General features: G+C 68.9%; 14 protein-coding genes. 5 read left to right on the forward strand and 9 right to left on the reverse strand.

Features of this window, described 5'->3' with window-relative positions:
• From FNH08_RS30850 to FNH08_RS53650, 3 genes are all read right to left on the reverse strand, one after another.
• The coding region (locus tag FNH08_RS30850; RefSeq protein ID WP_152774816.1) for a DUF397 domain-containing protein at positions 1–128 on the reverse strand (128 nt) is incomplete at its 3' end.
• Complete coding sequence (locus tag FNH08_RS30855; protein ID WP_322725807.1) at positions 100–753, reverse strand: DUF5753 domain-containing protein; 654 nt, start codon at positions 751–753, stop codon at positions 100–102. The genes FNH08_RS30850 and FNH08_RS30855, both read right to left, overlap by 29 nt.
• 38 nt (positions 754–791) lie before the next feature.
• Positions 792–938, reverse strand: a complete 147-nt coding sequence (locus FNH08_RS53650) for a helix-turn-helix domain-containing protein (RefSeq protein ID WP_322725808.1) — start codon at positions 936–938, stop codon at positions 792–794.
• A 272-nt stretch (positions 939–1,210) separates the two neighbouring features.
• Here FNH08_RS53650 and FNH08_RS30860 point away from each other — a divergent pair, with 272 nt between their 5' ends.
• The gene (locus tag FNH08_RS30860) at positions 1,211–1,681 is read left to right on the forward strand and encodes an excalibur calcium-binding domain-containing protein (RefSeq protein WP_152774817.1); all 471 of its coding nucleotides are present in this window, start codon (positions 1,211–1,213) and stop codon (positions 1,679–1,681) included.
• Between the two features lie 16 nt (positions 1,682–1,697).
• On the opposite strand, the gene FNH08_RS30865 is transcribed toward FNH08_RS30860, so the two are convergent.
• From FNH08_RS30865 to FNH08_RS30875, 3 genes are all read right to left on the reverse strand, one after another.
• The gene (locus FNH08_RS30865) at positions 1,698–2,318 is read right to left on the reverse strand and encodes a DinB family protein (protein WP_152774818.1); all 621 of its coding nucleotides are present in this window, start codon (positions 2,316–2,318) and stop codon (positions 1,698–1,700) included.
• 114 nt (positions 2,319–2,432) lie between these two features.
• Positions 2,433–3,212 (reverse strand): DNA alkylation repair protein, encoded by a 780-nt coding sequence (locus tag FNH08_RS30870; protein ID WP_228034463.1) that lies wholly within the window; start codon positions 3,210–3,212, stop codon positions 2,433–2,435.
• An 11-nt stretch (positions 3,213–3,223) separates the two neighbouring features.
• The gene (locus FNH08_RS30875; protein WP_152774819.1) at positions 3,224–4,084 is read right to left on the reverse strand and encodes an NmrA family NAD(P)-binding protein; all 861 of its coding nucleotides are present in this window, start codon (positions 4,082–4,084) and stop codon (positions 3,224–3,226) included.
• A 145-nt stretch (positions 4,085–4,229) separates the two neighbouring features.
• Here FNH08_RS30875 and FNH08_RS30880 point away from each other — a divergent pair, with 145 nt between their 5' ends.
• Positions 4,230–4,916, forward strand: a complete 687-nt coding sequence (locus tag FNH08_RS30880) for a TetR/AcrR family transcriptional regulator (RefSeq protein WP_152774820.1) — start codon at positions 4,230–4,232, stop codon at positions 4,914–4,916.
• A gap of 36 nt (positions 4,917–4,952) precedes the next feature.
• Here the strand turns inward: FNH08_RS30880 and FNH08_RS30885 are convergent, their stop codons facing one another.
• Positions 4,953–5,318, reverse strand: a complete 366-nt coding sequence (locus FNH08_RS30885; RefSeq protein WP_322725809.1) for a MerR family transcriptional regulator — start codon at positions 5,316–5,318, stop codon at positions 4,953–4,955.
• Between the two features lie 125 nt (positions 5,319–5,443).
• Here FNH08_RS30885 and FNH08_RS30890 point away from each other — a divergent pair, with 125 nt between their 5' ends.
• On the forward strand, positions 5,444–6,358 hold the full coding sequence (locus FNH08_RS30890; protein ID WP_152774822.1) for an NADP-dependent oxidoreductase: 915 nt from the start codon (positions 5,444–5,446) through the stop codon (positions 6,356–6,358).
• Positions 6,359–6,456: 98 nt separating this feature from the next.
• On the opposite strand, the gene FNH08_RS30895 is transcribed toward FNH08_RS30890, so the two are convergent.
• Entirely contained in the window at positions 6,457–6,654 is a 198-nt protein-coding gene (locus tag FNH08_RS30895) for a hypothetical protein (protein WP_152774823.1), read from the reverse strand.
• A 39-nt stretch (positions 6,655–6,693) separates the two neighbouring features.
• The gene (locus tag FNH08_RS30900) at positions 6,694–8,217 is read right to left on the reverse strand and encodes an MFS transporter (protein WP_152774824.1); all 1,524 of its coding nucleotides are present in this window, start codon (positions 8,215–8,217) and stop codon (positions 6,694–6,696) included.
• Positions 8,218–8,724: 507 nt separating this feature from the next.
• On the opposite strand from FNH08_RS30900, the gene FNH08_RS30905 reads away from it, so the two are divergent.
• Together FNH08_RS30905 and FNH08_RS30910 are read left to right on the forward strand one after the other, a co-directional pair.
• The gene (locus tag FNH08_RS30905; RefSeq protein ID WP_322725810.1) at positions 8,725–9,513 is read left to right on the forward strand and encodes an ABC transporter ATP-binding protein; all 789 of its coding nucleotides are present in this window, start codon (positions 8,725–8,727) and stop codon (positions 9,511–9,513) included.
• On the forward strand, positions 9,510–12,089 hold the full coding sequence (locus FNH08_RS30910) for an ABC transporter permease (protein WP_152774825.1): 2,580 nt from the start codon (positions 9,510–9,512) through the stop codon (positions 12,087–12,089). The genes FNH08_RS30905 and FNH08_RS30910 overlap by 4 nt, the downstream gene beginning before the upstream one ends.
• Positions 12,090–12,145: the final 56 nt, after the last annotated feature.

Below are 12,145 nucleotides of genomic sequence, written 5' to 3' on the forward strand. Positions count from 1 at the left end.
GGGATGTGGGTGGGGAGGGTGGTGGGGGTGACTTCGAGGCACTCACCGCTGCTGCCGCCGCTGTAGCTGGACTTGCGCCACATCGGCAGCACGGAGGCGTCAGGGATGCTGTGCTCGCTGCGCTTCATGCTCGTAATCCTCCGTGACGGCCCTGATGAGGTCCAGAGACTTTCGGTGCGACAGTGCGTCGCCCAGCGCATGATCGTAGATGTCCTGGCACTGCTGCACCACTGACGGAAGTTCCAGGACCCGGCCCGACTTGAGTCCTTCGGCGTACGCGATGGGCGGGAGATCCTCGAACCGCATGAGGGAGACGAAGCCCTCCAGCAGGGAGTGCGTGCCTACCGAGAAGGGGAGCACGTGCACCCGGATGCGTCGGCTCTCGCCCAACGCCACGATGTGACGGAGCTGTTCGCACATCACTGCCGGGCCGCCGATGCTGCGGCGGAGCACCCCTTCATCAAGGAGTACCCAGACCTTGGGGGAGTCGAAGTTATCGAGGATGCGGGCGCGTTCGAGACGTGTGACGAGGAGCTTGTCACGTGCCTCGTCGCTCTTGGGCGGGTAGCCGGAGCTGAGCACTTCTCGTGCGTATGTCGGCGTCTGCAGGATCCCGGGAACCAGCATGGGGGCGTACTCCCGGATCTCGATTGCCCTGCCCTCGAACTCCAGCGCCTCCGCGAAGTGTTCCGCGACAGTCCGTCCATCGAGCGTCGGCAGAAACCGCACGAAGAACCCGTCCGCCTCCAGCACCTGATCCAACCGCCGCGCATCCTCCACATCCGGCCGCCTCAGCCCCGTCTCGATATGCGCGAGTGCGTGCGGGACATCACGACACGTTGGCTCAACTCCTCCTGCGTGAGCCCCGCCGCCTCCCGTCGCCGCATCAGTTCCTTGCCGTACTGCTCCCGGGTCCGCGGGTTGTCCTCGATCGCCACGTACTCAACTCCCCTTGGTGCGCACCCCATTGTCACGCTCAGCTATCTTCCGAGCGTACCCACGATGACGTCACTCTGTGAGTGCAACAGCACAGACAGTGAAGGAGTGGTGGTGGAGGAGCGGGATTGCGGCGGTGAGAGTCGGCAGACACCGCCATGAATACTTGCATAGTCGCAACGATCACAAAATAATCACTCACTCCCCGATCTCTGCACATATCGCGGCGTTGGGAACTACGGTCACTCCACCCGTAACACCCAGGGGGGACGACATGACCAACCCGTACACCGCACCCATGCCACCCATGCCGCAGCCGCCCCGAGCCGCACCCAAGTGGGCTCGCAAGCGGTATGTGCTGCCCGCGATCGGCTTCGCCTTCTTCCTCGGGATAGGTGCCGGGGCCAGCGGCGAAGAGACCACCGTCGACGCCAAGCCGGCCGCGGCCAAGCCGACTCCGACCGTCACCGTCACGGCTACGGCCACCGAGACGGCGGAGGCGAAGGTGAAGGCCGCGCCGACGGTGACAGCGACCAAGACGGTGAAGGTGAAGGTCACCAGGACCGTCACCGCTGAGCCCGCCGATCCCGCCGACGACGGCGGCTCCGGCGGTGGTGGCGGCGACGTCTACTACTCGAACTGCTCCGAAGCCCGCGCGGCCGGTGCCGCGCCCGTTCACAGCGGGGAGCCGGGCTACGGCCGTCACCTCGACCGCGACGGAGACGGCGTCGGCTGCGACAGCTGACAGAGTGTGGCGGGGGTCAGTGCTGTCGGGCGCGGTAGAGGTCGCGCAGCAGGGCGATCTCGGCTCCGTGGTGCAGTAGTTCCTGGTTGACCCACCACACGATGTCGATGAACGGCTCCTCCGAGTCGCTGCCGTGCGGGTAGGTGCAGTGCCCCACGGTGTCGAGTGCCTCGTCGTCCACGCGCAGCAGCGCCTTCCGCCAGGCCGCGGCACCGGCGTCGAAGTCGGTGACCGCTCCTGCGGCGTCACCGATGACGGGATAGTCGTCGCGGGTCAGCGCGTGGGCGCCGGCCGTGTGGTCGGCGCGCAGGGTCAGCATCTCGCTGAGGTGGCTCAGGCGCCACGCGATGGTGGTGAAGGGCGGGGGCCAGGGGTGCGGGTAGGAGGCGGCGTCGCGTCCCCAGTCGCCGGTACCGGCAAGGAGAGTCGCTTGAGGCCCCGGCCCGTTCACACGCCGCCGTACCGACCAGCAGTCGGGCACCGGCTCCCAGAGGTATTCCTCGTCGGTCATGGGGCCGACCTTGGTGTCCGTACCGTCGCCGCTGTCCATGACGGGCCCTGCCATGCGGTTGGTGAGGCGCTCGCGTGCGAAGTCGAACTGCTCCAGTAACGGATACAGGCGGGACGGTGTCGTCATCGGACGCTCCTGAGTCGAACTGGCCCTGGGCGATCCGCCAGCCTGGCACAGCGGGCACCACAGTCGCGTCTCATTTTCCGGGGCCCCAAAGGGCAGGAAGGCTGGGAGCGTCGTCTAATGCGAGTGCGTTTCACCTCGGCCTGCCGTAACCCCCTGACGCGTCCTCACGAACCGGGCCCGCTCGCCCGGCGTCAGAAGCTCTGTCGCGTGCCGCACGGTGACTCGCGGCAACTCGGCGAGATGCCGGTCGAGGAAGCCCACCAGCACCTGCTCGTCGCGGCGGCCGATCTCCCGCAGCATCCACCCCAACGCCTTGTGGATCAGCGGTTCCGGATCCCGGCGCAGCTGGAGGGTGAGTCGGAAGGTCGGCTCGAAGCGGCCGGCGCGGATCAGTGCCAACGTGGCCACCACGGCGATCCTGCGGTCCCACAGCCGGGCCGAACCGGCCAACTCGTCGAGCACGTCCTGCGCGTACTGGACGTCCTGCGCGTCCTGCAAGTCCAGTGAGTCCAACGGTGCGTCCAGGAGCCATGGCCCCAGAACGACATGTGCGGAGCCGTCCACCAGGTCCCAGTTGTCCACACAGTCGGTGCGGGCCAAGTAGAAATCGACCAGGGCCTTCCGGTCGGCACCCCGTGCGCCCCGCACCTGCTCGGCCAGCACCAGCAGCGCGGCGAATCGCTCCTCGTGCACCCGGCTGTGCAGCAGGACGTCCACGTGTTCCAGCGGCAACGCCCGGTGCTGCCACGCCAGTTTGCGCATCACCGGAACACGTACGCCGAGGAACTCGTCGTCGTCCGCCGGGGTGAGCACCCGCAGATGCTGCGTGCGGATACCGGGCTCCGCGTGATCCCTCAGCGTGGTCCGGAATTCCTTCAGGGGGTCGGCCGCCATGCTGACGAACGCTAGCGTCCCGAGGCGGCCTCCAGGACCTCGTGGACCGTCTTCGCGGGGTGGCCGATGATGGCTTCCAGCGTGGGGTCGGTCGTGTTGAACTCGCCTTGGCGTGATGCCGCGAACATCGTCAAGAGGAACTCCGCAGCCGGCCGCGGCATCCCGCCGGCGACTGCCGCGGATGTCCACTCGTCGTCGTCCATGACGACTCGGGTGATGGTCCGGCCGGTGAGGCGGCTGAGAACGCCCGCGACGTCGGCGAAGTCCAGCGTGTGGGGGGCCGTCAGCGGCGGAGTGGTTCCTTCGAGTGCACCGTCTTCGATCAGGGCGAGGGCCGCGGCTTCCGCCAGGTCCTCGTGGGCCGTCCAGGACACCGGGCCGTCCTGCGGCACGGCGAGCGTGCCGGTCTTGAGTGCCGCGCCGATGTAGTGGCTCAAGGTGGAGGCGTAGAACCCGTTGCGCAGAGCGGTGTAGGGAACGCCTTGCCTTTTGAGGTGCTCCTCGGTGGCCGCGTGGACCCTCTGCGGCGGGAACAACGACGTGGGGGAGGCGGCCTGGTGGCTGGTGTACAGGATGCGCTGGGCTCCCGCTTCCCGTGCCGCGTCGATTGCGGCGCTGTTGGCGGCCGACGCGCCGTCGCCCCGAATGGCCGCGGAGACGACCAGGACCCGCTCGGCGCCTTCGAAGGCGTGCTTCAGGCTGCCGGGGTCGGTGAAGTCTCCCGTCCGGACTCGGACGCCGCGGTCGGCGAGGTCGGCGGCTTTGTTCATGTCCCGCGCGCTGACGCCGATCCTGTCGGCCGGAACTCGCTCCAGCAGGCGGTTGACGATCAGCGACCCGAGGCGGCCGGTGGCTCCCGTGACGATCAGCATCGTGGCTCCAGTCCGATGATGTTTCCAGTGGAACGGAATGAACGGTAACACTGATATTGGCGTTGGTTGTTTTCGTGTGTCTCGTTGGATGTCGGTGCTGGGGCGGCTGCGTAGAGGTGGTGATATCGGCGATACCATCGTGTCCATGGCACCGAACACGCAGCGCCGAGACATCACCCGGGACCGCATCGTGAAGGCCGCGGCCGGTCTGCTGCGCGACCAGGGGCCGGGTGCGGTGACCACGCGGCGCGTGGCCCATGAGGCCGGGCTGCAGCCTCCCGCTCTCTACCGTTTCTTCGAGGGCAAGGACGACCTGCTGGACGCCGCCGCGGACCATGTCTTCGCCGAACATGTGGCGGGCAAGCAGACCGTCCTGCCCTCGGGTGACCCGGTGGAAGACCTCCGTGCCGGATGGAACACGCAGATCAGCTTCGGTCTGGCCAACCCGTACGTCTACGGCCTGTTGCTCGACCCGGCCCGCGCACATGACACTCCGGCGCAGGCCAGGGGCGTGGAGATCCTCGCCGAGCGAGTGCACAGGATCGCCGCCGCCGGGCGGCTTCGGGTGAGCGAGGAACGCGCCGTCAACCTCATTCGCTCGGCGGGGATCGGGACTGTCCACACCCTGCTGACGCTGCCGCCCGGGCAGAGCGATCCGCACCTGGCCGACGCCGCCTTCGACGCGGTCGCTCGCGCCATCCTCGCGGATGAGCCCGCTGTTCCCACCCACGATCCGGCGGCCGTCGTCGCGGCCTTCCGCACCCTCCTGCCCGAACTGCCCGGTCTCAGCAAAGCCGAGGCCGCGCTTCTCGACGAATGGCTGCAACGCTGATCCAGCACCGGGTGGGGACGGGCCGACGGATCCTTGTCATGGTGCGTGAGTACAGCCAGGGCCGGGCTTCTGTGCCGTGGCGATCACGTCGCCGAGCCGGTCCCGCGCGCTCATGAGGTCGGTGATCTGCCGGTCGATACGGTCACGCTCCGCAGCCAACCGCTCCAGCAGTACCGGGGTCACTATCCCCGAGTCGACGCACAGCAGCACCTCGCGGACGGTTCTGCTCGGCAGGCCCGCGGCGTAGAGCTGCTGGATCAGCTCGACCCGGGCGACCGCGCTGTCGGGGTACTGACGCTGCCCGCCAGAGCTGCGGTTGGCGTCGAGTAGGTCCTGCTCCTCGTAGTAGCGCAGTGCTCTGACGCTCACCCCCGCCTTCGCGGACACCTCACCGATCCGCACCGGGTTCTCCTCTGTTCGGACGGTGGTCGACTTGCAGCTGACGCCGACGTCAGGTTTTAGCGTAGCGGGCGCCTGGCGTTCGCCGAGCATTTCGAAGCACTCCGTATATCCGTGTAGGAGACATCATGCGTGCAGCCCGCTTCCACGAGTACGGCGATGTGGAGACCCTCATGGTCGAGCAGGTACCAGAACCCCACGCCGGACCCGGTGAGGTGCGCATCCGAGTCGCAGCCGCCGGCGTCAATCCCATCGACTGGAAGCTGCGGGCCGGTGTACTGCGCGAGTTGTTGCCTTTGTACCTGCCTGCGGTCCCCGGCCGTGACGCTGCCGGCGTCGTCGACGAGATCGGTGAGGGGGTGCGTGAGGTGGAGATCGGCGACCGCGTCTTCGGCCTGGGCGGCGTCAGCGGCGCGACCGCGGAGTTCGCCGTGCTCTCGGCATGGGCCCACGCGCCCAGCACGTGGAGCGACGAGCAGTCCGCCGGTGCCGGCTTGGCAGCTGTCACCGCAATGGGCGGGCTGAAAGTGCTCGGCCCCCTGCAGGGACGTACCCTCCTCATCGAGGGCGCCGCCGGAGGCGTGGGCAGCGCAGCCGTCGAGATCGCGGTCGCCCAGGGCGCCACCGTTATCGGGACGGCCAGCGAGCGCAACCACGAGTTCCTCGTCTCTCTCGGCGCCATCCCCACTACCTATGGCCCTGGGCTCGCCGAGCGCGTGGCCATCCTCGCTCCCGGCGGTGTCGACATCGCGCTCGACACTGCCGCCTCCGGGTCATTGGCCGACCTCGTCGCGATCGTCGGCGACGCCACGTGCGTGTCGACGATCGCCGACCACGGCAACGCGCCGCGTCTGGGAGTGCATCTGGTCAACGCGGAGAACGACTCTGCGCTGTTGACCGCGGCAGCTGAGCTGGGCCGGCAAGGCCACTACACGCCGCGTATCGAACGCATCTTTGCCCTCGACGAGATCGCCGAAGCACACGCCCACGCACAGCGCGGACGCACGCGAGGAAAGATCGTCGTCTCCGTCCAAAGCAACTGATCACCGCCGGGGCGCACATCCATCCCGGGGCGTCACGCCATCCGTCGGCCCGTGTCCCGAACGGCTGCGGGAAGAGCTCGAGGGATCAACATCTCTCCCTAGCCGTCCGAGCCGCCCGAGTCGCCCGAGCCCCCGTTCCGGTTCGTGTGCTTCGAGCGGCTGCGCACCAACTCGCCCGCCGCCAGCGTCACGGTGGCCACCCCGCGCACCCAGCGCGGGCCGCCCCGCGACGCCCACACGACGCAGACGCATCCCGCGAGGGCGAGCACGACGACGACGGACAAGATGACGAGCATGGTCGTCCCCCTCCTGTAGGTGTGGGCCGCGTTATCTTCTCAGTCCTTCAGGACCGGGAAGCGGCGCGGGGCCACCAGCAGCAGCGCCAGGAACGCCAGCGCCGCCGCCACCGCCGCGCCCAGGTAGACCGCGTGGACCGCGTCCGCGACCGCTCGCCGTACGTGGTCCGAGGTGGCGCCCGAGTCGAGGGCGCGGGTCACCGCGTCGAGGTCGCCGGCGCCGCCCAGCCGTGCGGCCAGCACCCCGTTGGCCACGGCGCCGAAGATGGCCGCGCCCACGGTCTGGCCGGTCTGGCGGCAGAAGAGGACCGAGGCGGTGGTGGTGCCGCGCTCCGCCCAGCCGACGGTGGACTGGACGCCCACGATGAGGGGGAGTTGGAAGAGGCCCAGGGCGCCGCCCAGGAGGAGCATCAGCAGGGTCGGCTGCCAGGGTTCGCCGGGGTACGGCAGCAGTGGGAACGCCCCCAGCAGCAGGGTCGCCGCGCCGATCCCCAGCACCGCCGTGTTGCGGAAGCCGATCCTTCGGTACACGTGCTGGCTCAGCGCCGCCGAGAGCGGCCAGCTCAGCGTCCAGACGGACAGCACGAAGCCCGCGGCGATCGGGGCCAGGCCCAGGACCGACTGCGCGTACGTCGGGAGGAAGACCGTGGGGGCCACCATCACGAACCCCAGCGCGCCCAGGGCCAGGTTGACCGCCGCGATCGTACGGCGTCGCCACACCCAGCCGGGGATGATCGGTTCCGCCGCCCGGCGTTCGATGACCACCAGGGCCACGACCAGGGCAAGTCCCGTACCCAGCAAGGTGAGTGACGGCCAGGACAGCCACGGCCAGGCCACCCCGCCCTGGACGACGGCCGTCAACAGGGCGCCCCCGCAGGCGAACACGGTCAGCGCGCCCGCCCAGTCGATACGGGGGCGGGGGTCGCCCTTGTGCCGCTGCGGCTCGTGGAGGTGGCGGACCAGGAGCCACAGCGCCAACGCTCCGAGCGGCAGGTTGATGAGGAAGATCCAGCGCCAGTCGGCGTAGGCGGCGAGGACCCCGCCGAGGGCCGGGCCCGCGACGGCCGACGTCGCCCACACCGTGGAGATCTTGGCCTGGATCTTCGGCCGTTCCTCCAGCGGGTAGAGGTCGGCCGCGAGCGTCTGCACCGTGCCCTGGAGGGCGCCGCCGCCCAGGCCCTGCACGATGCGGAAGGCGATGAGGGCGGCCATGTTCCATGCGAGCGAGCAGAGCAGTGAGCCGAGGAGAAAGACCACGGTGCCCGCGACCAGTACGGGCTTGCGGCCGAAGGTGTCGGAGAGCTTGCCGTACACGGGGAGCGTGACCGTCACCGCCAGCAGGTAGCCAGAGAACAGCCACGAGAAGACGGAGAAGCCGCCGAGGTCGCCGACGATCTGCGGGACGGCGGTCGACACGATCGTGGCCTCCAGTGCGGCCAGGCTCATGACAAGCATGAGCGCGGCGACGACGGCCCCGCGTCTGTCGGTTCCGGCGCGCTGGACGGTCTCGGGTGTCGCGGGTTTCGTCTCGCTCTCGCCCACCGGAATCCTTTCCCCTTGCATCTATCAGGCCGCTCACAGCTTGCCACTTGAGCCTCACGTAGCGGGAGGGTGGAAGCTGGGTGGACCGGTGGGTGGACCGGACCCCGAGATCGGCTCCACCCTTCGGTGGAGATCCCCTAGGGGGCCCTCCGTACTACGGCTGGGGGCCGGTTCGTACTGCCGGAGGACGAGACGGGGCAGGGGGCGTCCTTAACCTGGCTTTACGCCGCAGGGGAGCGGCAGCCGCTGGGGAGCGGTCGGTGCGTACGGGGGTCGTACGGACCGCAGGTTCGGGGGTGGGGTTTTCCTCAGTACGAGACGGGGTCCGGCACCAGCGCGCCGGCCCCGTCTCGGGGGCCAGACTCAGTACCACTTCGTCGTTCAGTACCGCTTCGTCGTACCGCTTCGTCGTTCAGTACTACTTCGTCATTCCGCAGCACCTCGTATCCAGCAGCACCTCGTATCCAGCAGCACCTCGTATCCAGCAGCACTTCACGTTCAACTGCTGGCCGACATAGGAGACATACCGTGACATCGGCTGTAACCATCACCAGGCACGGGGGTACTGGAGGGACTACGGCCGTTGCCGCGCGGGCGCGGCAGGTCGTGAAGGCGTACGGGTCCGGTGAGACCCGCGTCGTCGCCCTCGACCACGTCGACGTGGACATCGCCCGCGGTCAGTTCACCGCGATCATGGGCCCCTCGGGGTCCGGCAAGTCCACGTTGATGCACTGCCTCGCCGGGCTGGACACCGTGACCGGCGGTCAGATCTACCTCGACGAGACCGAGATCACCGGGCTCAAGGACAAGAAGCTCACCAAGCTGCGCCGGGACCGGATCGGCTTCATCTTTCAGGCGTTCAACCTGCTGCCCACGCTGAACGCGCTCGAGAACATCACGCTGCCCATGGACATCGCGGGCCGCAAGCCGGACAAGGCGTGGCTGGGCCGGGTCGTCGACACCGTCGGGCTCTCGGACCGGCTCAAGCACCGGCCCACCCAGCTCTCCGGCGGCCAGCAGCAGCGTGTCGCCGTGGCCCGCGCCCTGGCGGCCCGGCCCGAGATCATCTTCGGTGACGAGCCGACCGGAAACCTGGACTCGCGGGCCGGCGCCGAGGTGCTGGGCTTCCTGCGCCGTTCGGTGGACGAGCTGGGCCAGACCATCGTCATGGTCACCCACGACCCGGTGGCCGCCTCGTACGCGGACCGTGTGCTGTACCTCGCCGACGGCCGGATCGTCGACGAGATGTACAAGCCGACCGCCGACGCCGTGCTCGACCGCATGAAGGACTTCGACGCCCGGGGTCGCACGTCATGACCGTCATGAAGACCTCCATGCGCAACTTCTTCGCGCACAAGGGACGTATGGCGCTGTCCGCCATCGCCGTCCTGCTGTCGGTGGCCTTCGTCACGGGGACCCTGGTCTTCACCGACACGATGTCCACCACCTTCGACAAGCTCTTCGCGGCCACCTCCTCCGACGTCACGGTCGGCGCCAAGGGCGCCTCGGACACCGGTGAGACCCAGTCCGACAACGGCAAGCCGCCGGTCATGCCCGCCTCCGTCCTGGACGAGGTACGCAAGGTCGACGGCGTGAAGTCCGCCGAGGGCACCGTCTTCTCCACCTCGGTGACCGTCGTCGACGCCGACAAGGACAGCCTCTCGCCCACGAGCGGCGCCCCGACCATCGTCGGCAACTGGAACGCCAACGACGCCCGCACCATGAAGGTCTCCTCCGGCAACGCCCCGCGCGGGCCGGACCAGATCATGGTCGACGCGGACACCGCCGACAAGCACCACCTGGGGCTCGGCGACGAGATCGGCGTCATCAGCGCCGTCGGCACGCACCGGGCGAAGGTCTCGGGCATCGCCGAGTTCCAGGTCACCAACCCCGGTGCCGCGATCTTCTACCTGGACACGAAGACCGCCCAGGACACCCTCGTCGGCGAGACCGGCGTCTACACCAACGTCAACGTCACGGCGGCCTCCGGAGTCAGCGACGCCCAGCTGAAGAAGAACGTCAAGGCGGCGCTGGACAGCGGCTACCAGGTCCAGACGGCCAAGGAGGTCGCGGACGCCAACGCCAAGGACGTCGGCGAGTTCATGGGCGTGATGAAGTACGCCATGCTCGGCTTCGCCGGGATCGCCTTCCTCGTCGGCATCTTCCTGATCATCAACACCTTCTCGATGCTGGTCGCCCAGCGGACCCGCGAGATCGGCCTGATGCGGGCCATCGGCTCCTCGCGCCGGCAGGTCAACCGGTCCGTGCTCGTCGAGGCGCTGCTGCTCGGTGTCTTCGGCTCGGTGCTCGGCGTGGGCGCGGGTGTGGGCCTGGCCATCGGCCTGATGAAGCTCATGGGCGCCACGGGCATGAACCTGTCCACCGACGACCTCACCGTCGCCTGGACCACCCCGGTGGTCGGCCTGCTGCTCGGCATCGTGGTCACCGTCCTCGCCGCGTACCTGCCCGCACGACGGGCCGGCAAGGTCTCCCCGATGGCCGCGCTGCGCGACGCCGGCGCGCCGGCCGACGCGAAGTCCGGTGTCGTACGGGCCGTGCTGGGGCTGGTCCTGACGGGCGCCGGAGGCTACGGCCTCTACCTCGCGTCCCAGGCGGACAAGGCGAGCGACGGCTCGATGTGGCTGGGCGGCGGTGTGGTGCTGTCCCTGATCGGCTTCGTCGTGATCGGTCCCGTGCTCGCGAGCGGCGTGGTGCGGGTGCTGGGCGCCCTGGTGCTGCGGATCTTCGGCCCGGTCGGGCGGATGGCCGAGCGCAACGCGCTGCGCAACCCGCGCCGTACGGGTGCGACGGGCGCCGCGCTGATGATCGGCCTGGCGTTGGTGGCGTGCCTGTCCGTCGTGGGCTCCTCGATGGTGGCCTCCGCGACGGACCAGCTGGACAAGACGGTCGGTACGGACTTCATCATCCAGTCGGACACCGGCCAGCTGATCACCCCGCAGGCCGTGAAGGCGGCGAAGTCGGCCAAGGACCTGACCGGCGTGACCGAGTACAAGTGGACCGAGGCCGACTTCACCACGCCCGACGGCAAGACCCTCAAGGACACCGCGATCACGGCCGCCGACCCGTCGTACGCGACGGACCTGCGCACCGAGACGGTCGCCGGGAACCTCAAGGACGCCTACAAGCCGGACTCGATGTCCGTCCACGAGAAGTTCGCCAAGGACCACGGCATCAAGCTCGGCTCCACCATCACGGTCGCCTTCAAGGACGGCTCCCCGGCCAAGCTGACGGTCCGCGCGATCACCAGCAGTGACGTCGTCATCGACGCGGGTGCGATGTACACGTCCATCGACACGATGGCCAAGCACGTCCCGGCCGGCAAGATGCCGCTGGACTCGCTCCTCTTCGCCTCGGCGAAGGACGGTCAGGAAGCGGCCGCGTACACGTCACTCAAGGCCGCGCTGGACGACTACCCGCAGTACGAGGTCCGCGACCAGACCGACTACAAGGAAGCGCTCAAGGGCCAGATCGACCAGCTCCTGAACATGATCTACGGCCTGCTGGCCCTGGCGATCATCGTCGCGATCCTGGGTGTGGTGAACACGCTGGCCCTGTCGGTGGTGGAGCGGACCCGTGAGATCGGCCTGATGCGCGCGATCGGCCTCTCACGCCGCCAGCTGCGCCGCATGATCCGCCTGGAGTCGGTGGTGATCGCCCTCTTCGGCGCCCTGCTGGGCCTGGGCCTGGGCATGGGCTGGGGCGCGACGGCCCAGCAGCTCCTCGCCCTGGAGGGCCTGAAGGTCCTGGACATCCCGTGGCCGACGATCACGGCGGTGTTCCTGGGGTCCGCGTTCGTGGGGCTCTTCGCGGCGCTGGTCCCGGCGTTTCGCGCGGGGCGGATGAACGTGCTGAACGCGATCGCGACGGAGTAGCTGCCGCCGGCTTGTGGGGGCGTTTGGTGAACGGGGGTACGGGGGGAGCCCGGTGC

The organism is Streptomyces spongiae (assembly GCF_009377185.1).
In the GTDB taxonomy this organism is placed as follows: domain Bacteria; phylum Actinomycetota; class Actinomycetes; order Streptomycetales; family Streptomycetaceae; genus Streptomyces; species Streptomyces spongiae.

Bases quoted from the DNA above. Each gene is read 5' to 3' on its own strand.
- FNH08_RS30900 (WP_152774824.1), bottom strand. From the start codon at position 8,217: ATGCAAGGGGAAAGGATTCCGGTGGGCGAGAGCGAGACGAAACCCGCG.
- FNH08_RS30870 (WP_228034463.1), bottom strand. From the start codon at position 3,212: ATGGCGGCCGACCCCCTGAAGGAATTCCGGACCACGCTGAGGGATCAC.
- FNH08_RS30865 (WP_152774818.1), bottom strand. From the start codon at position 2,318: ATGACGACACCGTCCCGCCTGTATCCGTTACTGGAGCAGTTCGACTTC.
- FNH08_RS30890 (WP_152774822.1), top strand. From the start codon at position 5,444: ATGCGTGCAGCCCGCTTCCACGAGTACGGCGATGTGGAGACCCTCATG.
- FNH08_RS30880 (WP_152774820.1), top strand. From the start codon at position 4,230: ATGGCACCGAACACGCAGCGCCGAGACATCACCCGGGACCGCATCGTG.
- FNH08_RS30910 (WP_152774825.1), top strand. From the start codon at position 9,510: ATGACCGTCATGAAGACCTCCATGCGCAACTTCTTCGCGCACAAGGGA.
- FNH08_RS30895 (WP_152774823.1), bottom strand. From the start codon at position 6,654: ATGCTCGTCATCTTGTCCGTCGTCGTCGTGCTCGCCCTCGCGGGATGC.
- FNH08_RS30875 (WP_152774819.1), bottom strand. From the start codon at position 4,084: ATGCTGATCGTCACGGGAGCCACCGGCCGCCTCGGGTCGCTGATCGTC.
- FNH08_RS30860 (WP_152774817.1), top strand. From the start codon at position 1,211: ATGACCAACCCGTACACCGCACCCATGCCACCCATGCCGCAGCCGCCC.